The sequence below is a fragment of the Cellulophaga sp. Hel_I_12 genome (assembly GCF_000799565.1).
Taxonomy (GTDB): Bacteria; Bacteroidota; Bacteroidia; order Flavobacteriales; family Flavobacteriaceae; genus Cellulophaga.
Genome location: NZ_JUHB01000001.1, coordinates 3,912,633 through 3,931,573, shown reverse-complemented (window position 1 = coordinate 3,931,573; position 18,941 = coordinate 3,912,633). Strand labels below are relative to the sequence as shown.

Annotated in this window: 16 protein-coding genes; 8 read left to right on the top strand and 8 right to left on the bottom strand. The window is 33.6% G+C overall.

Annotated elements, in window-relative coordinates; all coding sequences use genetic code 11:
- Positions 1-1,140 carry a peptidylprolyl isomerase gene (locus GQ45_RS17000; RefSeq protein ID WP_047419794.1) on the top strand — a complete coding sequence of 380 codons (1,140 nt, stop codon included), beginning with the start codon at positions 1-3 and terminating at the stop codon, positions 1,138-1,140.
- Positions 1,141-1,257: 117 nt separating this feature from the next.
- On the opposite strand, the gene GQ45_RS16995 is transcribed toward GQ45_RS17000, so the two are convergent.
- Together GQ45_RS16995 and GQ45_RS16990 are read right to left on the bottom strand one after the other, a co-directional pair.
- Positions 1,258-2,568 (bottom strand): AarF/ABC1/UbiB kinase family protein, encoded by a 1,311-nt coding sequence (locus GQ45_RS16995; RefSeq protein WP_047419793.1) that lies wholly within the window; start codon positions 2,566-2,568, stop codon positions 1,258-1,260.
- A 137-nt stretch (positions 2,569-2,705) separates the two neighbouring features.
- Entirely contained in the window at positions 2,706-3,365 is a 660-nt protein-coding gene (locus GQ45_RS16990; protein WP_047419792.1) for a TetR family transcriptional regulator C-terminal domain-containing protein, read from the bottom strand.
- A gap of 510 nt (positions 3,366-3,875) precedes the next feature.
- Here GQ45_RS16990 and htpG point away from each other — a divergent pair.
- Positions 3,876-5,762 carry a molecular chaperone HtpG gene (gene htpG, locus GQ45_RS16985; protein WP_047419791.1) on the top strand — a complete coding sequence of 629 codons (1,887 nt, stop codon included), beginning with the start codon at positions 3,876-3,878 and terminating at the stop codon, positions 5,760-5,762.
- A gap of 152 nt (positions 5,763-5,914) precedes the next feature.
- Positions 5,915-6,274 carry a MauE/DoxX family redox-associated membrane protein gene (locus GQ45_RS16980; protein ID WP_047420582.1) on the top strand — a complete coding sequence of 120 codons (360 nt, stop codon included), beginning with the start codon at positions 5,915-5,917 and terminating at the stop codon, positions 6,272-6,274.
- A 1-nt stretch (position 6,275) separates the two neighbouring features.
- Here GQ45_RS16980 and GQ45_RS16975 read toward each other — a convergent pair whose 3' ends face one another.
- Complete coding sequence (locus GQ45_RS16975) at positions 6,276-6,689, bottom strand: hypothetical protein (RefSeq protein WP_047419790.1); 414 nt, start codon at positions 6,687-6,689, stop codon at positions 6,276-6,278.
- Entirely contained in the window at positions 6,676-7,260 is a 585-nt protein-coding gene (locus GQ45_RS16970) for an RNA polymerase sigma factor (protein WP_047419789.1), read from the bottom strand. Before GQ45_RS16970 ends, GQ45_RS16975 begins: the two co-directional genes overlap by 14 nt.
- Positions 7,261-7,389: 129 nt before the next feature.
- Between GQ45_RS16970 and GQ45_RS16965 the strand changes: the two genes are divergently transcribed.
- The 3 genes from GQ45_RS16965 to GQ45_RS16955 all read left to right on the top strand — a co-directional run bounded on the left by GQ45_RS16965 (position 7,390) and on the right by GQ45_RS16955 (position 10,270).
- Positions 7,390-7,734, top strand: a complete 345-nt coding sequence (locus GQ45_RS16965) for a DUF6249 domain-containing protein (RefSeq protein WP_047419788.1) — start codon at positions 7,390-7,392, stop codon at positions 7,732-7,734.
- A gap of 63 nt (positions 7,735-7,797) precedes the next feature.
- Positions 7,798-8,442 (top strand): MOSC domain-containing protein, encoded by a 645-nt coding sequence (locus GQ45_RS16960; RefSeq protein ID WP_047420580.1) that lies wholly within the window; start codon positions 7,798-7,800, stop codon positions 8,440-8,442.
- A 46-nt stretch (positions 8,443-8,488) separates the two neighbouring features.
- On the top strand, positions 8,489-10,270 hold the full coding sequence (locus GQ45_RS16955; protein WP_047419787.1) for a DUF885 family protein: 1,782 nt from the start codon (positions 8,489-8,491) through the stop codon (positions 10,268-10,270).
- A gap of 67 nt (positions 10,271-10,337) precedes the next feature.
- On the opposite strand, the gene GQ45_RS16950 is transcribed toward GQ45_RS16955, so the two are convergent.
- The gene (locus GQ45_RS16950) at positions 10,338-10,922 is read right to left on the bottom strand and encodes a DUF3244 domain-containing protein (RefSeq protein ID WP_047419786.1); all 585 of its coding nucleotides are present in this window, start codon (positions 10,920-10,922) and stop codon (positions 10,338-10,340) included.
- 209 nt (positions 10,923-11,131) lie between these two features.
- Between GQ45_RS16950 and GQ45_RS16945 the strand changes: the two genes are divergently transcribed.
- Positions 11,132-12,004 carry an AraC family transcriptional regulator gene (locus GQ45_RS16945; protein ID WP_047419785.1) on the top strand — a complete coding sequence of 291 codons (873 nt, stop codon included), beginning with the start codon at positions 11,132-11,134 and terminating at the stop codon, positions 12,002-12,004.
- 104 nt (positions 12,005-12,108) lie between these two features.
- On the opposite strand, the gene GQ45_RS16940 is transcribed toward GQ45_RS16945, so the two are convergent.
- Complete coding sequence (locus GQ45_RS16940) at positions 12,109-12,501, bottom strand: acyl-CoA thioesterase (RefSeq protein WP_047419784.1); 393 nt, start codon at positions 12,499-12,501, stop codon at positions 12,109-12,111.
- Positions 12,502-12,839: 338 nt separating this feature from the next.
- On the opposite strand from GQ45_RS16940, the gene GQ45_RS16935 reads away from it, so the two are divergent.
- Complete coding sequence (locus tag GQ45_RS16935) at positions 12,840-13,439, top strand: alpha-ketoglutarate-dependent dioxygenase AlkB (RefSeq protein ID WP_047419783.1); 600 nt, start codon at positions 12,840-12,842, stop codon at positions 13,437-13,439.
- Positions 13,440-13,498: 59 nt separating this feature from the next.
- Here GQ45_RS16935 and GQ45_RS16930 read toward each other — a convergent pair whose 3' ends face one another.
- Together GQ45_RS16930 and GQ45_RS16925 are read right to left on the bottom strand one after the other, a co-directional pair.
- On the bottom strand, positions 13,499-15,076 hold the full coding sequence (locus GQ45_RS16930; protein WP_047419782.1) for a RagB/SusD family nutrient uptake outer membrane protein: 1,578 nt from the start codon (positions 15,074-15,076) through the stop codon (positions 13,499-13,501).
- Positions 15,077-15,092: 16 nt separating this feature from the next.
- Positions 15,093-18,170 (bottom strand): TonB-dependent receptor, encoded by a 3,078-nt coding sequence (locus GQ45_RS16925; protein ID WP_047419781.1) that lies wholly within the window; start codon positions 18,168-18,170, stop codon positions 15,093-15,095.
- Between the last annotated feature and the right edge of the window lie 771 nt (positions 18,171-18,941).

Genomic DNA, 18,941 nt, shown 5'->3' with positions numbered 1-18,941 from the left:
ATGAAAAAAACACTTAGTGCATTCCTATTCGCTGTCGTCTTATTCTCAAGCTGTAAGTCTAGTAAAACTGCAGATTTAGGCGATGGTATTTTTGCTGATATTCAAACCTCAAAAGGGGATATCATTGTACGTTTAGAATACGAAAAAACACCCATTGCAGTGGCCAATTTTATTTCTTTAGCAGAAGGTAAAAGTCCGTTTGTAAGCGACAGTTTAAAAGGTAAAAACTACTATGATGGCTTAACGTTTCATAGGGTAATGAAAGACTTCATGATTCAAGGTGGTGACCCTTTAGGTATGGGAACTGGCGGCCCTGGTTACCGTTTTGCCAATGAAATACATGACTCTTTGAACCATAATAAAGTAGGAACTCTTGCGATGGCAAATACTGGACAACCAAAATCGAACGGAAGTCAATTTTACATCACTCACGTGCCAAGACCTGATTTAAATGGCGGTTATACGGTTTTTGGTGAAACTGTAGTAGGTACCGAAGTTATAGACTCTATTGCCAATGTAAAAACAGATCCTAGAGATAAGCCTTTAGAAACTGTTTTTATGAATAAAATTGTCATTATTCGCAATGGAAAAGAAGCCAAAAAATTTGATGCTGTTGCCGTTATGACCAAATATTTTGCTGACGAAGAAATTAGAGAAAAAGAAGAAGCTAAATTAGCGGCTGAACGCGAAGAACAAATGAAAGTAGCCCAAGCGGCTTTTGTAGCAACGCTAGAATCACAAAAGAAAACGGCTACCACATTAGCTTCTGGATTAAAAATACATACCCTTACCAATGGCACCGGTGATAAGCCAAAAATTGGACAGACTGCCAATTTATTCTACGCTGGTTATTTTGAAGATGGCCGTCTTTTTGATAGCAATATTTTAGAAATATCGAAACTAAACGGACAGTTTAACCCTAATAGAGAGGCACAAGGTGGATACCAGACCATGCCTATGGAAGTTAGCATGGATGCTGGGGTAATTGCAGGTTTTAAAGAAGCTGTTATGAATTTAAAAGTGGGTGAGAAAGCACGTGTATTTATTCCTGCCCATTTGGCTTATGGTGAATCTGGTAGAGGACCAATTCCACCAAATACCGATTTAATCTTTGATTTAGAATTGGTATCGGTTGATTAATTGATCATCGACCCTGCAAGTATGCTTAACCAAGCATCTACAAACTAAAAAATTAAAAGCCGCTTCAAAAAATTTGAAGCGGCTTTTTTCATGTGCTATGGGTAGTTTTAATTATTTTTACTCAATATATTTTCTAAAGCTATTTACCTCAACCTTTGCTTTTAAATCATGTAGCAGGTTGTACAGCCCAAAGAATGTTCTGTTCATATATAAAAAGTGCTTAGACCCCCTATTTCCATTCATTTTACGAATTTGCTGGTCATTGGCATAACGCTGGCTTAAATCGGCAATCTGAAGCCAAAACTCGTCGGCTCCAAAATCGAATTGGGTTTCGTTAAAAGGTGCCGTAAACAAGCTTAACATTTCTTTAAATAAGGCTTTAAAAAATAGTAATTCTTCTGGAGAGTCTGTCGCTGTTAAAATTTCTAATTTGTACAATTGCTCCATGAATAATGTGTCGTTCTGAAGAACTTCCGTCCGCGCTAATTCAAAATAAGGATAGTAAAATTCATCTGGAACTTCTTTAATACATCCAAAATCGATGGCAATTAAGGTATTTTCTTTACTAATTAAAAAATTACCTGGATGCGGATCAGCGTGTACTTTCCGTAAGCCGTGAATTTGATACATATAAAAATCCCACAGGGCCTGCCCCAATTTATTTCCAGTGGCTTCATCAAAATCAGTTTTTGCAAACTCACTTAAGTGTTTTCCGTGCATCCAGTCCATAGTAATAATCCGTTCACTGGATAATTCAGGATAGTATACTGGAAATTCCATATTCGGAATTATAGCACAGGCCTTAGTAATTTCCTGACTTTGTTTCATTTCGAGTAAGTAGTTTGTTTCTTCTACTAACTTGTGCTCTACTTCTTCGAAAAACTTATCAGAATCTTTGCCTTTTAAGTTAAACATGCGAATAGCGATTGGTTTTACCAATGCCAAATCGCTACTGATACTTTGCGCTACGCCTGGATATTGAATTTTAACCGCCAATTCTTTGTTCGCCTTGGTGGCTTTATGCACTTGACCAATACTTGCGGCATTAATAGAATCCTTATCGAAGGTATCAAAGATTTCTTCGGGGTATTTATCTAAGTATTTTTTAAAGGTTTTACGTACCAAAGGCGCTGATAATGGCGGAACAGAAAATTGGGACAACGAAAACTTTTCTACATAGGCAGAGGGTAGTATGTTTTTATCCATACTTAACATTTGTGCTACTTTTAAGGCACTCCCCTTTAAGGTTTTTAAACCGTCATAAATATCGCCAGCATTATCTTCATTTAATTCATCTCGCGTTAATTCGGGATTTACTAATTTTTTACCATAATACTTAACGTAGTTACCACCGATTTTAACACCCGTTTTCACCAACTTACTAGCTCTTTCTATTTTACCTGTGGGTATTCTATCTAACGTTTTCATGTGTACCTCTTATTTAATTCTTTTATACTGTCATTCAATGCAGTTGATGATCAGCACAATTCAAATGCTTCTAGAACAGTTTGAGGAGTCGAGGTGAACCAACTCATGGTGCTCATCTGCTCCCCATAAAAATGACCTTAAACCATTTTCTCTTTGTACAAAAACTTGCCGAAATCTATAATGCTATCTAATGGCGTGTTTTCAAATACATCAAAAATAGTATTGACAGATTTTTCAATAACTACATCGGTTTTCTCAAATCCAGCACTGGCATCTTCCATCCAAAATTTTAAAAGAAATAAAAATTGAATCCATGCCCCTTCTGAGAATAGCGTAGGGTTTCTTTTCGTTAGTTTATAGTTTTTAGATTCGTTCGCCTCATTGATAAGCGACGTAGAAAACTCTTTAATATTATGCCTTAAGCCCTTTAATTGGCTCAAATTTTTCAACATACCTTTATGCTCATTGAGCGCAAATAATACATAGCTCCTATTCATGGTCAGAAGTTCGAACATAGAAAAGAAAAAAGTTAACATCCTATCTTTATTCGAGAAAGAGGCATATTCTTTATTTTCTAACATTAAGGTATAGGTATTCTCGTAGAATTTTTCCCAGATACGTTGTTGTATGGTTTCGACAGAACCAAAATGCGTATAAAAATCTTGTTCTTGAATTTTATTCGACTTACAAAATTTATAAATTGATTTTGGAACCATTTCATGCTCTAGAACATAATCCATATACATGGCGATAATTTGATCGTCTGTAATTTTTTTTGTTGCTGTTTTTGCTGCCATTTTTTTTATATTTTTTCCTTTAATTTTAGCTCATTTAAAGATACGAATAATACAAAACTGCTACTAGTGACTAGTGGTAAAAATTAAAAAAACGCATTCCAGTTAAGGAATGCGCTTTCTTCAACCTAACCAATAAAATCGATTGTAGAATAAAACTCTTTTTCATAGCAATTTATATTCCCAATACGGAGTAAAGATAATTTTTGTTTAACTATATATCAAATAAATTAAACAAAATATTTGTTAAATTTTTCTAAATAGCTCTAGCACATCAAAATCACTAATCTTTTTATGCTATTGTTACCTATAAACAGTCGTATTTCTAGTACTTTCCTTAACAAAAAATGTCATTTTATTTATTTAAAGTAGTGGTATTCCTTAAGTTTTGCACAAATCTTCTATTTTGACTAGGAATTTCATTTAGTGTATGTCAGTTTGTCACAAACCATAAGCTTGGTATTTTTTTTGACCTATTGGTTTCGTATTAATCATTAAAATTAGAATAAACAGATGGCAACAGGTAAAATTAATGTGTCCGTTGATAATATATTTCCGTTAATAAAGAAATTTTTATACAGCGATCACGAGATATTTTTAAGAGAATTAATTTCAAACGCTACAGATGCAACCTTGAAATTAAAACATTTAACTTCTATTGGCGAATCAAAAAGCGAATACGGGGATCCTATTATCGAAATAAAGATCGATAAAGAAGGTAAAAAATTACATGTTATCGATCAAGGTCTTGGAATGACCGAAGAAGAAGTAAAAAAATACATCAATGAAGTTGCTTTTTCTGGCGCTGAAGAGTTTTTAGATAAGTATAAAGACAGCGCTAAAGATTCTGGGATTATAGGTCATTTTGGTTTAGGATTTTACTCTGCTTTTATGGTAGCAGAAAAAGTAGAAATTATCACAAAAAGTCATACAGATGCACCCGCAGTTCATTGGTCTTGTGATGGTTCTCCTAATTTTGATTTAGAAGCGTCTGATAAAAACACCAGAGGTACTGAGATTATCTTGCATATTGCTGAAGACTCCACTGAGTTTCTAGAAAAAAGCAGAATTACTTCGCTTTTAACAAAGTATAATAAGTTTATGCCCATTCCGATTAAATTTGGAATGAAGACAGAAACTTTACCCAAACCAGAGGGTGCTAAAGAAGAAGATAAAGCACCTACCCAAGAAGTTGACAACATAATCAACAACCCTACTCCTGCTTGGACCAAACAACCTGCAGATTTAACCGATGCGGATTATAAAAGTTTTTACAGAGAATTGTATCCAATGCAATTCGAAGAACCTTTATTTCATATTCATTTAAATGTTGATTATCCGTTTAACTTAACGGGAATACTCTATTTCCCAAGGTTAAGCAACGATATGAATGTACAGAAAGATAGAATTCAACTGTACCAAAATCAGGTGTATGTTACCGATAATGTGGAAGGGATTGTTCCTGAATTTTTAATGATGCTTCGTGGCGTGGTTGATTCTCCTGATATTCCTTTAAATGTTTCTCGTTCTTATTTACAGGCCGATGGAGCCGTTAAAAAAATATCGTCTTATATCACTAGAAAAGTGGCCGATAAACTAGCCTCTTTATTTAAAAACAATAGAGAAGATTTTGAAGCAAAATGGAACGATATCAAAATTGTAATTGAATACGGAATGCTTTCGGAAGATAAATTCTTTGACAAAGCAGACAAATTTGCACTATACCCAACTGTTGATGGTGCATTTTACACCTTTGATGAGTTACAAGAAAAAGTAAAAGCAAACCAGACCGATAAGGATGATAAATTAGTAATTCTGTACGCTTCTGACAAAGAGGCACAACACAGTTATATTGAGGCTGCTAAAGCAAAAGGCTTTGAGGTTTTATTATTAGATTCTCCAATTATTTCGCACTTGATGCAAAAATTAGAGAGCTCAAAAGAAAATATTTCTTTTGCTCGCGTTGATGCGGATCATTTAGATAATTTAATTAAGAAAGAAGACACACAGATTTCTAAATTGTCTGATGAGGAAAAAGATAGCCTTAAGGCTGATTTAGAAAGTATTATTGCAAATAAATCATACACGATTCAGCTTGAAGCAATGGATAGCAGTGCTTCTCCTTTTATCATTACAGAACCAGAGTTTATGCGTAGAATGAAAGAGATGCAGCAAACTGGTGGTGGCGGAATGTTCGGCATGGGGAATATGCCTGAAATGTATAATCTTATTGTGAACACCAATCATGAATTGGTTGGCGAAATTTTAAATACAAAAACTGCTAAGAAAAAAGAACGTTTAATTAATCAGTCTTTAGACTTAGCTCGATTGTCAAAAGGATTACTAAAAGGCGAAGAATTAACGAACTTTATTAAGCGTAGTTACGACATGGTAAAATAGCTGTTCCCTTTGACTAGGCTCGATGCAAGCGTTGAGGGTACACACCAAAACTTTTGACCTTTGCCTTCAATCTAAGAAAAAAAAAGCTGCTTCATTTCATTGAAGCAGCTTTTTTTTGTGGAAAAATCAATACCTTTCTAAAAAATAAAATGATGATGTATCCTTACGATTTATACTTTATGGCGGCCCTATATATTTTTGCTGGCATCATGCATTTTATCAAGCCAAAAGTATATTTGCGCATCATGCCTAAATATTTACCCAATCATAAATCGCTAGTAGCCTTGAGTGGTTTGGCAGAAATTGCTTTGGGTATCGGTCTATGTTTTCCTGCTACTAAAAACATAGCCATCTATGGCATTATCGCCATGTTAGCGGTATTTCTATTGGTTCATTTTTATATGCTTTCAGGCGAAAAAGCGGCTGCAGGTATTCCAAAATGGATATTACTGCTGCGCATACCCCTACAGTTTGGATTGATGTATTGGGCGTATAGGTATTTAATCTACTAATTTAAATAGCGTACGATTTATTTCTATACTTTTTGACGATGAAGACTTGTACATACACGAAAAAAACTAAACCTAATATGGCATAACTTGTTATATCTGAAATTTTAATATTGATCGTACTAGTAATTAAACTTGAATTAAATATACCATCAAATATTCCTGTAACCCAAGTAGCATCCGTTTTGCCCTGATTATAAAACATAGTAGCCAGTATTCCTAAGAATAGACTTGTAGATAAAAAAATCCATCCAAAACTAGAAATCAAAGGTTTATATAGTTTTACTTTAGCCTCTTCCTTTAAACCAATCTTAGCTATTATAGCATTTGTGAAATTTTTACTGGGAGCTTCCACACCTGCTTCTTTTACTATCTTAGTTAAAAAGATATCAAATTCACTTATCTTATTTTCTTCCATAACTTTTTATGGTTTCTGGTGTTAATTTTTTCTCTAGAATTTCTGCTAATTTTTTTCTTACTCGAAATAAACGAACTTTTACAGTATTGGTTGAAAGGTCTACTATCTCAGAAATTTCATTTAAAGACAATTCATCAAAATAATGCAAGGTGACCAAAATTGAGTCTTCAGAAGAAAGTTCATTTAATGATTCCTTGATAATCCTAGTCCTATTTTCTATTTCAAATTGATCTAAAACACCAATTAATTCTGATAAATTAATATCGTAGTCGTTGTCTATAGTAGTCGTAACCAATCTTCTATTCTCTTTTTTTAGAGCATCTAAAGCTCCAAAATAAGCAATTTTATAAAGCCAAGTTGAAAATTTAGATTCACCTTTAAACTTAGACAAAGAATGATAAGCCTTTACAAAAGTATCTTGGGCAACTTCTTCCGCGTCCTCTCTATTTTTTAACACCTTTAAAGCTATTGTAAAAACCATATATTTATACCTCTCAATTAAAAAGCTGTATACTTTTTCGTCTCCATTTAATACTTTGCGTATGTAGTATTGGTCTTCTTTTTGGTTCATTTAATCTATATGACGAAGAATATAAACATGTGGTTACATAAACTATAAAAATATGTTTTTTTGTAACCTCAAATAAATAAATATCGTCATACATGAAAACATAATTCATTAATCATTAAAAAAAACAATATGGCAGCAGCAATTTTAATCCCAATTAGCTTTTTTCTAGTAGTCTTTGCAATAACGTATCTTTATTTTTCTACTCGAAACCGAGAACGAATGGCACTTATTGAAAAAGGTGCAGATGCAAGTATTTTTGCAAAGGGGAAATCAGAAAATGTTACATCAACATGGAAAATATTTATTTTAAATTTTGCCCTACTACTAATCGGAATAGGAATAGCTATTTTTATCGCCTCTTTATTAGAGAATACAATGGGTATAGAGGAAAGTATTGCCTACCCAGGTACTATTTTCCTAATGGCTGGCATTGCACTTTTAGCAGGTTTTTTTGTGACAAAAAAGTTAGTGTAAAAAATTATTTTTTAAAAGTAAAAACCATTGTAGTAACTTACAATGGTTTTTTACATTTACAATATGAAGGTAATCTCCACAAATTTGGGAACAGCTACTACTTTTCAATGGAAGGGAAAAGAAGAGCAAACGGGTATATTTAAATATCCTACGAACACAGCCTTATTTTTAGGGGCGAATGATGTTGAAAAGGATACCGTTATTGATAGAAAACACCATGGTGGAGAAAACAAAGCCTGTTTTTTGTTTAGTGCGGATCAATATACCTATTGGAAAGCGCTATACCCTAACTTATCATGGGATTGGGGTATGTTCGGCGAAAATTTAACAGTGGAAGGCTTAGACGAAGATACCTTACGAATTGGAGATATCTATACCCTAGGATCTGCTTTGGTGCAAATAACCCAACCCAGAGAACCTTGCTATAAACTGGGAATTCGTTTTGAAAATCAACAAATTATACAACAATACGTGGAGCACCAATTTCCCGGTGCCTACGTTAAAATTTTAAGCACGGGAAGCGTTAAAAAAGGTGATGAAATGCAATTAGTTACCCAGTCCAAAAGTACCTTAACCATCAACCAATATTATAAATTCTTGTTTGCAAAAAATAAAGATCCTGAAACGATTCAACTTATTTTAGACAACGATGCTTTACCTGCTGATAAAAAAGAAAAATTAATAAACACATTGTCTAAAGCAAATTAAAAAAGCACTTAATGGGTGTATAAAAAATCCTAAAAATAATAGTCCTATGAAAAAAATAATTCTTTTAGTTTTGAGTATCATCGCCTTCCAAGGGTGTAAAGAAGAGAAAAAAGACCCAACAGAAGGGCTTGAAAGAAATATAAATTTTGATCTCCTATTAAACAACTATGCGGAAGAAGGTCTAAAATTATACCCTTTAAACGCTACCTCACAAGGCGATGCGCGCTACAATGATATATTACCAAACAACTTAAGTGACGCGTTTAAAGCTGAGGAAAAAGCATTTTATACCGAATACCTGACTAAAGCGCAAGAAGTAAATGACGAATCGCTGAGTGAAAGTCAGCAGATGAGTAAAGCCATACTTATTTGGGAGTGCAATCGAAATTTAGAACGTTTAAGCTTTAGAGAAGATTTAATGCCCATAAACCAGATGTGGTCACTACAATTAATGATGGGGCAATTAGCCAGTGGTCAAAGCTCACAACCTTTTAAAACCGAACAAGACTATAAAAATTGGCTGTTGCGTTTAAATGCCTATATCACTTGGTTAAATACCGCAGAAACGCGTATGAAAGAAGGTATGGCTCATGGGCATGTATTACCCAAATCTTTGATTGCAAAAGTAATTCCACAACTATTGGCCATGACCAATAAAAATATGGAGGAAAATTTATTTTACAGCCCTATTCAGAATTTTCCTGAAGACTTTACCGATGAGCAAAAAGAAAATCTTAGGAGTTATTATAAGGCGATGATTACTGAAAATATCATTCCAACCTACCAGAGGCTACATGATTTTATGGCCTCAGAATATATGGCGGCTGGAAGAACAAGTAGCGGCATAGATAGCATTCCCAACGGAAAAGCCTATTATGACTATGCGATTAAGTTATTCACCACAACTGATATGACAGCGGATGAAATACATGAATTAGGATTAAGTGAAGTAGCTCGGATTTCTACTGAAATGGAAAAAGTAAAAAAGGAAGTCAGTTTTGAGGGCGATTTAAAAGAGTTTTTTAATCATGTAAGGACTAAGAAAGAGTTGATGCCTTTTACAAGTGCAGAAGAGGTGATTGCCAATTTTAATGCGATTCATGAAAAAATGAAACCTCAGGTGAACAAACTATTTGGGAAACAGCCAAAAACAAAGTTTGAAGTACGTAGAACGGAGGCTTTCAGAGAAGCTTCTGCAAGTGCGGAGTACAATTCAGGTTCTATGGATGGAACACGACCAGGCATTTTTTATGTGCCCATTCCAGACATAAACGAATACAATGTATTTTCTGACGAGGATCTATTTTTACATGAAGCTATTCCTGGGCATCATTTTCAAATTTCATTGACTCAAGAGAATGAAGACTTACCTAAATTTAGAAAAACCTTATGGTATAGCGCCTATGGTGAAGGCTGGGCCCTCTACACAGAATCTTTGGGGAAAGAATTAGGATTATACGATGATCCTTATCAATACTTTGGCATGTTAAGTGCCGAAATGCATAGAGCTATTCGCTTAGTGGTAGATACGGGTTTACATTCTAAGGGTTGGTCTCGTGAAAAAGCCATTCAATACTCTTTAGCTAATGAAGCAGAGTCTGAAGCAGGTATTATTTCAGAAATTGAACGCTACATGGCGATGCCGGGTCAGGCCTTGTCTTATAAAATAGGACAATTAAAAATAAAAGATCTAAGGGCGAAGGCAGAAAAAGAATTAGGAGATAAATTTGATATCAAAGAATTTCATAACCAAGTTTTAGAAACCGGGTGTGTGCCATTGGCACTTTTAGAAAATAAGATTGATGCTTGGATAAAGACTAAGTCCTAGAAAAAAAAGGGGAGCAAACGCTCCCCTTCTGGTTTAAAAAATTAACTCAACTTAACTTAAAACCAATTTAAATACTGACGCTTTTTTGGTAATTACCATGAGTGTTTTTTACGATAACCGTATATTCTCCTTTATTGGCATTTTTAAAATTGATGGCCTTTTCAACCGTAAGGGTATCCATAAATTTTTCTGAATATAATATTCTGTCTTCCCCATCATAAACCTTAATCTCAACACCTTCTTTAGAAATATTCAGAAAATTTATGTAAACCACATCTTCTTTGACTCTAAATGCTGGCTTAATTACTTCTACTTTATCCTTTATGATAATTGTTTCTTTTTGAATTAAGATATCATAATTGATGGTTTTCGTTAAACTTTCAAGTTTAAAAGTGTAGGTTCCCGCCTTAAGATTACTTAAATCAAATTTTGTGTGAATTGATTTGTTTTTAAAAGAATTATCAGAGTAAATGATGTAGTTTTCACTATCTAAAAATTGAATTTTAGTGTCCTTAGATACTTCATCAAAATCAATGATTAAACTTTTTTCGTTAAGGTCTGCCACTAGGTTTAATTTTGGCTCACTGGCATTTGCTATTACTATATGGAATAATAATGCTGCCATTACTGTAAATTTTACGACTGTTTTCATAATTTTTTATTTTAAAAGATTACTAAATGATGATGGTACAAATGTACCCTCGAAAAACCACTATAAATACACCATAATTTGCCGATTTCTTTGCTATTTTACCATTCACAAACATGTTTACGCACAACTATGGTAAAATAACATTGATTATGGTTAACTTTGCAAAGAATTAGAAAAACAAGGTTTTTTAATTTTACAAAAAAGAAAATATGATAGTGCCAAAACCTGCTTTCGAAGCAATAGCTCCCGATTTCGGACATTCGTTTACCTATCAAAAATTTGATGAAGATAAACCCAATACTCATGCCATTTGGCATTTTCATCCTGAGATAGAATTAGTCTATATTAATGGTGGTACGGGCAAACGTCAAATAGGTAGCCATATATCTTATTACGCTGACGGGGATTTAATACTCATAGGCTCAAACTTACCGCATTGTGGCTTCACGGATAGTTTTACAGGCAATAAAACAGAAACCGTGGTGCAAATGAAACACGATTTTTTAGGAAATGATTTTTTTGATATTCCTGAAATGAAGAAGATTCAAACTATTTTTGATGTATGTAAAGGAGGGATTGCTTTTTATGGTAAAACAAAAAAGAAAATTGGAGAAAAAATTGAAGTTTTAGAATATCAAACCGATTTTCAAAGACTATTATCGATTTTAAATATTTTAAATGAATTGGCAAATTCTAGTGAGTTTAAAATTTTAAATGGTGAAGGTTTTTCTATGGAAACCTCTATTAAAGATAACGATCGAATAAATCTGGTTTTCAATTACGTAAAAACAAATTTTAAGCAAGAAATTACCTTAGAACAAATTGCGGATATGGTGAGCATGACAATACCATCATTTTGTAGATATTTTAAAAATATCACCAAAAAAACATTTGTGCAGTTTGTGAACGAATATCGTTTGGTACACGCCTCAAAATTATTAGCAGAAAATGCCACCAGTATAACCGAAGTGTGTTTTGAAAGTGGATTTAATAACTTTTCTCACTTTAACAAATCTTTCAAAAATTTCACAGGACAAAATCCGTCTGAATATCGAAATAAACTAAAAAAAGTATTACAATAATAAGCTATGATAATTTAGAAATATCGTATGCTTTTTAATTGGTATTAATTTAAAATTATCTATTGCTTAATTTTTATTTATAAGAAATTTAGTGCTAAAATTAATTATTTTGATGCTAACCTATCTTTAACAAATTCTATTTTTGTTTTACCATGTTGTAAAGGTTTACCTTCATTATCTAAATTTACCATAATAATATTATCTACGGTAACAATAGTTTCATGGGTCATTTTATTCCGAACTTCACAATTAATGGTGATCGAAGTTTTTCCAAACTTCACTACTTCTATGCCAATTTCAACTATATCTCCAGTTGTGGCAGTACTCATAAAGTTAATTTCTGATATATATTTGGTAACAACTCTTTTATTTTCTAATTGAATTATGCTGTAAAGTGCGGCTTCCTCGTCTATCCAAGCTAATAATTTACCTCCAAATAGCGTATTATTTGCATTTAAATCTTCTGGTTTAACCCATTTTCTTGTATGGTATCTCATGCTTTTTTTTGATAAAGGTAAAAAAGAATTTTAGCTTCATTTACCGAACCTAAACATAAATTTTCATTTTTCAGAATATGAAAATTTGACACGCGTTTTTAATTTGAATTAGGAATTAAATAGCCGTTAATTTTTAAATTTCATTTATTGATATAAGACCTTAAATGCAAACTATTTTCAAAAAGTAAAGACAACTAAACTTAAAAAATAAACGTATTTTTATATATTGTGACCATCATAAATTCAACCAATTGTATAGACAATGAATTGACACCAAGCTTTAAAGTACAAAAGTTTATAGCATTAAGTAAAACAAGAAAACAATAGAAATAAATTTTATGAGCAGTCTATTTAGTGAAAAAATAAACCTCAACCTACCTGTTAGTGATATTTGGTACTACCCTAACTTCTTCACTATAAAAGCGTCAAACAACTATTTTAACCACTTAAAAACAAATACCCCTTGGCAACAAGATGCTATTAAAGTATTTGGCAAAACCTATGCGCAACCAAGATTAACGGCCTTATATGCAAACAACGGCAAACCTTACTCTTATTCGAACATTACCATGCAACCCCATGAATTTTCTGATGAACTCATAGCCATAAAAAAGAAAATAGAATTAATTGCTGAAACGAATTTTACAACCTGCCTTTTAAATTTATATAGAGATGGCAAAGACAGTAATGGTTGGCATGCCGATAATGAAAAAGAGTTGGGCATAAATCCTGTTATCGCTTCGGTTACCTTTGGTCAGGAACGTTTTTTTCATCTAAAACACAGAACCCACAAAAACTTAAAACACAAAATTCTTTTAGAGAACGGCAGTCTTTTAGTCATGAAAGGCGAAACACAACACCATTGGTTGCACCAAATTCCAAAAACAGCTAGGCCCATACAAGAACGGATTAATTTAACCTTTAGGGTGATAAAATAAAAGGCTGCCCAAATTATGGGCAGCCTTTTTTGCTAATTCAATTTTAAACCCTAAATGGATTACCAGCCTGGATTTTGCTGCGTTGCCAGAATAGGATTATTATTAACCTCTTGTTGTGGTATTGGCCATAAAAACTCTTTGGCACTGTAAGGGAATGCTTGAACACCGAAGGGACCTGCATAAGGTGTACCAAGGGTATATGCCGAAGCTGGTGGGGTTCCATTGCCTACTTTTGCTGGAATACCAACTATTGGCGCCAAGTTATCATTTTGCAATCTGTGAATATCTGGCCATCTTCTGCCTTCCATTGCGAATTCAATTCTTCTTTCAGTAATAATTCCTTCCACCAAACTTGCCGGTGTTGGAAAGTTAGCGGCTAAATATTGTTGTGTAGCTGGTGAAGCCAAAGATCTGTTTCGAACCGTGTTTAAAGCGGTAAGTGCAAGTCCTTCACTACCTGGAATGCGAGCATAGGCTTCAGCCATGTTTAAAAGCACCTCTGAATAACGCATTACTGGAGAAGGATCGGTATAATTTACGCCATCTTTATATTTGTTAGTGTATTTCACACCTCCAACAGTCCGTACTAAAACACCTTCTTCTCTACGTAAATCGTCAACCAACCAAGCTGGGTTTCTCCAGATAATTGGACTTATAGCGACCAAACCTCTTCGGTTGTATTGTGATGCTAAAGCTGCATTCACTCCAGGATTATTCAGTGCTGTGTTTTCCATAGAAAAAATAGACTCTGAATTGTTATAGCCAGCGTCACCAAAAACACCATCAGGTGTAGCAGTAACTGAGTAAATTCCATTTAACTTAACTCCTTCTGCAATGACCATGGGCCAATTACGCATATGAAGATAGGCTCTAGTCTTAAATGCTATAGCAGCCTCTTTGGTAGCTCTTACAATTCCTAAAGTTCCACCTCTTTCTGCTTTGGTATCCATTAAATCCTCTGCATCATTTAAATCTTCAAGAATCCTTGTATAACATTCTGCCACTGTATTACGACCTAATGTTAAGGCTAAATCTATAGACTCGGTCGTATTAATTGCAAAATCACGGTAAGGTACGCCTAAGTGTGTAGCACCTGGTGTATCGTTATATGGCTTTGCAAAATGCCACAACAACTCTTGATGTGCAATAGCTCTGAAAAATTTAGCTTGACCAATATAATCGTTGGCCACTTCCTGAGTAATAACACCATTACTTACAGCTCCTTCTACTCCTTCTAAAACAAGGTTTGCTCTATTAATTAAGCGATAGGTATCGCTCCAATAAAAAACATTATTTGCCGTAGTAGGGTCATAGGTAGCCGTATACGTTAATTGGTAAAACCCTGCTATATTTACAGCATCCTCACCTCTATTATCCCCTTGTTGCACAAAAGCAGCTCCAAAAGGATACCCACGACCAGCACCGTTATAAATACCTATTTGGGCAGCATTGTACATTCCAGTCACAGATAATTCAATTAATGCAGGCGTAGTAAATGCTGCTGCTTCTGAAACCTGATTAAAAGGTTCTAGGGCTATTACATTATCATCGGTACAGCTAGTAAAAGAGCCAAAGCCAAGTGCGGCTATTAGGACAAATTTTAAGGCTGAAAATTTATTATTATATATTGTTTTCATATTTATTTATATTTTATTAAAATCCAACATTAAGTCCAAAAGAAAATACACTCGATATCGGAGTTCCGTTAAGGTCTACACCAGCAGCCTCCTGTTCAGGATCTAAACCTCTGTAATTAGTAATCACCCATACATTTTGAGCTTGTACAAACATTCTCATTTTTGAAATTCCAATTTGCTCTGTAATGGTTTTAGGTAAAGAATAGCCTAAGGTAATATTATCTAATCTGATAAAATCGCCATCTTCCAAAAATCTAGAAGTAGCTACAGAGGTTAAGTTACTTGTTGTATTGCTCAAGGCATACAATCTTGGCGTTACACCGTCACCTGGGTTATCCACACTTTGCCATCTGCCTAATATTTCGGTTCCATTGTTGGTAAAGTTTGTATTTAACAATTCTCTTCGCGTAGCGTTGAAAATTTTATTACCTCCACTAAAACGAAACAAGAAGCCTAAATCAAAGTTTTTATAAGACATGTTAGAATTAAAACCACCAAAATATTTTGGAAGTGATTGTCCTAGTATTTCTCGGTCAGTTATAGCACTAATAGATCCTGGTACTGAAACGTCTGCTGGGTTAGCTTCATCGTATACGGCAAAACTAGCGCCTGGTAATAAAGCTTGAACACGAGTCCCATCTGCTTTAAAATAAATAGGATTACCATTCGCCGCGTTTACACCACCATACCTGTAGCCATAAATAGAATTGATAGACTCACCTTCGCGAGTGATGGTATTGGTTCCGATACGATCTTGACCATTTACTAATTCTTGTACTTCATTATCTACAAAAGAAATATTAGCAGAAACATTCCATTTAAAATCTTTGTCAAACAAAACAGCATTAGCAGCGAATTCTATACCTGAATTTTCTACTTTACCAATATTGGTATCATAACTATTGCTTGGAATACCAAATGATTGTGGTGTTTCTAAAGCTAGAATTAAATCGTCTGTGGTATTTCTAAAATAATCAAAGGCCAAAGAGAATTTATTTTGAAATAAACTTAAATCAGCACCAATATCAATCTTTTCACTTGTTTCCCACAATAGATTATTGTTTCCAAATTGCACATAAGCAATACCATTATTGTTACCATATTGTGCAGAGCCATACAGGCCAAAATAAGGATAGTTCCCAATTTCTGTATTCCCTACTTTACCGTAAGAACCTCTAATTTTAAAGTCAGACACTACATTCTCTAAGCCTTGCATAAAGTTTTCTTTACTCACTGTCCATCCTACGGAAGCACCTGGGAAAACACCATATTTGTTGGCCTGTGGTAAAGAAGACAAACCGTCTCTACGTAAACTTCCTTGAATAAAATACTTTTGTTTGTAGTTGTAATTTAATCTACCCGCGAAAGATATAATTCCATTATCTGTAAAACCACCACCTGAACCTTGTACGCCGAAGGTTCCAGAAACTAAATTCTGATTAAAAAACTCATTACTTAAATCTGTACCCGATCCAAAAAAGCTTTTAATTGTTCTTTTTTGATATTCATTAATTAAGGTAGCAGAAACATTATGGTCTTCTCCATAGGTTTCATTATAGCTCAATACATTTTGCCAGTTCCAGTTCACCGTTTCTTGGAAATTATTTTGAACTCGACCATTGGAACCAAAACCATCACCATGTGTAGGACTCCAATATAAAAAACCGTTAGCATTTGTATTATCAATACTTACCTGAGTTCTAAAGTTAACTGTAGAGAATGGCTTAATGTCCATATAAACATTACCAATTAATCTATTTACTCTACTGGTTTCTTGATTATTATCTAAGACAAATCGAATGTTAGGTAAGTTATCACCAATGGTTTCTAGGTTAGAACCTCTACCCATTCTATCTGGAAAAACATCATCTAAATTATACCCAGTTGGGTCATTAGCATCAAAAATAGCTACGTTAGGATGTTGACGCATGGCATTGAAAATATTTCCAGATAAGGAATTCGTTCCTGTATTCAAACCAAAGGTTTCTGTTCTGGTAAAACCTGCACTAACCCCAACATTCAACCAACTTTTTATTTTTTGATCTATGTTAGAACGAAATGAAAATCTACTTTGAGAGTTTGGTCTAGCCACAGCTTCAAGGTCATTATAACCTACAGAAGTAAAAAATTGTGTATTCTTAGTTCCTCCAGAAAATGATAAGTTATGATCTTGTTGAAAAGCATTATTATTTAAAACTGCTGCTTGCCAATCGGTTTCAAAATCAGTACCTGCTGCCCATAAACCTTGGTTTCTATTGGTACGTTTTTCATTATTGATAGTGATAAAGTCTTGAGCCTTTAAAAGATCAAAGGTTCTTATAGGACTAGCAAAACCAACAGAGGTATTATAGTTGATAGCAACCGTACCTTCTTTACCTCTTTTAGTGGTGATTAAGATAACCCCATTGGCAGCTCTAGAACCATAAATAGCTGTAGCTGCACCATCCTTTAACACATCAAAAGATTCAATATCCGCAGGATTAATTTCTGCTAGTGGATTTGTGTCGGCATAACCTCCACTTTCTCCTGTGAAGATTGGAATACCGTCAACAACTACTAAAGGAAATGTTCCAGAACTAATAGATGCAATTCCACGAATTCTTATTCTGGGTCTTTCTCCTATAATTCCTGATTGTGTTGTGATTTGCACACCAGCAGCTCTACCCGCTAATTGTGCTTCAAAACTTGGTGTAATTAAATTCGCAATTTCCTCACCTTTGATGGTAGAAATTGCTGCCGTTAAATCGCGCTTACGTTGCACACCGTAACCAACTACCACAACCTCATCTAAAGCCTGCGCATCTTCTTGCAGCTGAACATTAATGGTGTTTGAAGCACCAACGAGTCTTTCTGTTGTTTTTTGTCCGATATAACTAAACCTTAACTGCTGGCCTTCACTAGCATTTATGGTATAGTTACCATCAAAATCGGTTTGCGTACCTGTTGTAGATCCTACAATAAGCACAGAAACTCCAGGCAATGGCATTCCACTTTGGTCTGTGACATTACCGGTAATAGTCTTGTCTTGAGCAAGAGCAAAACTGAAAAATAACACCAAGAGCGGTGTTAAAAACATTCTTATTTTTGATTTCATTTAACTTAAATTTTTGAATTAGTAAATCCAAAATTAGATTTTAAGTTAAATAGTTTTAAAATTTTAACACTTTAAACTTGCATTTTTACATAAAATACATCATTAGTTATTTTTTTATGGTTTTTAAAATAATTTATGTTAAAATTTTAATTATAAATCAAAAAATAAGGATTACTTTTTGAAATATTGATAATTTTTTTTATATAGATGATAAAAAAAATTTATTTCAAGAAAACAAATACAGATTACACCATAACATGATTATAGCTAATTATTGAAATAATTTATTTAACACCTTAATGCATCGCAAACCTTCTTTTTATATTGCGACTGGACTATACCCAATATTCATAGCTATACGCATAGCCCAGCTTGTCATCAAGCTCAAAAGAAAGAATTGTATAATTCACTGAATAGATCTTAACAAATAAGTAGTTTTATTTAAAAAATGAAGAAGTACTTGGGATGAAAAAAATAAACACAATTACCATAGTTAGCCTAGATAAAAAACTCAAGCCAACTCAAATGTTTGGTACTCATTTGTATGTATCGAAATTTTATTTTAGCATACTATTACAAAAAACTGTTAAAAAAGTTAATTAATATTATAACAATGTTTTTTTTAGTTAAAAAAATAATAATAATTTCAATATAATTAAATATACTGAGAATAAACTAATAAATAAACATACATAAAAAATTATATATAATTTAAACCCTATATTTTAACAAATTCTTTAGAAAATGGATTTTTTAATTGATTAGTTGCAT

Bases quoted from the DNA above. Each gene is read 5' to 3' on its own strand.
- GQ45_RS17000 (WP_047419794.1), top strand. From the start codon at position 1: ATGAAAAAAACACTTAGTGCATTCCTATTCGCTGTCGTCTTATTCTCA.
- GQ45_RS16995 (WP_047419793.1), bottom strand. From the start codon at position 2,568: ATGAAAACGTTAGATAGAATACCCACAGGTAAAATAGAAAGAGCTAGT.
- GQ45_RS16990 (WP_047419792.1), bottom strand. From the start codon at position 3,365: ATGGCAGCAAAAACAGCAACAAAAAAAATTACAGACGATCAAATTATC.
- htpG (WP_047419791.1), top strand. From the start codon at position 3,876: ATGGCAACAGGTAAAATTAATGTGTCCGTTGATAATATATTTCCGTTA.
- GQ45_RS16980 (WP_047420582.1), top strand. From the start codon at position 5,915: ATGATGTATCCTTACGATTTATACTTTATGGCGGCCCTATATATTTTT.
- GQ45_RS16975 (WP_047419790.1), bottom strand. From the start codon at position 6,689: ATGGAAGAAAATAAGATAAGTGAATTTGATATCTTTTTAACTAAGATA.
- GQ45_RS16970 (WP_047419789.1), bottom strand. From the start codon at position 7,260: ATGAACCAAAAAGAAGACCAATACTACATACGCAAAGTATTAAATGGA.
- GQ45_RS16965 (WP_047419788.1), top strand. From the start codon at position 7,390: ATGGCAGCAGCAATTTTAATCCCAATTAGCTTTTTTCTAGTAGTCTTT.
- GQ45_RS16960 (WP_047420580.1), top strand. From the start codon at position 7,798: ATGAAGGTAATCTCCACAAATTTGGGAACAGCTACTACTTTTCAATGG.
- GQ45_RS16955 (WP_047419787.1), top strand. From the start codon at position 8,489: ATGAAAAAAATAATTCTTTTAGTTTTGAGTATCATCGCCTTCCAAGGG.
- GQ45_RS16950 (WP_047419786.1), bottom strand. From the start codon at position 10,922: ATGAAAACAGTCGTAAAATTTACAGTAATGGCAGCATTATTATTCCAT.
- GQ45_RS16945 (WP_047419785.1), top strand. From the start codon at position 11,132: ATGATAGTGCCAAAACCTGCTTTCGAAGCAATAGCTCCCGATTTCGGA.
- GQ45_RS16940 (WP_047419784.1), bottom strand. From the start codon at position 12,501: ATGAGATACCATACAAGAAAATGGGTTAAACCAGAAGATTTAAATGCA.
- GQ45_RS16935 (WP_047419783.1), top strand. From the start codon at position 12,840: ATGAGCAGTCTATTTAGTGAAAAAATAAACCTCAACCTACCTGTTAGT.
- GQ45_RS16930 (WP_047419782.1), bottom strand. From the start codon at position 15,076: ATGAAAACAATATATAATAATAAATTTTCAGCCTTAAAATTTGTCCTA.
- GQ45_RS16925 (WP_047419781.1), bottom strand. From the start codon at position 18,170: ATGAAATCAAAAATAAGAATGTTTTTAACACCGCTCTTGGTGTTATTT.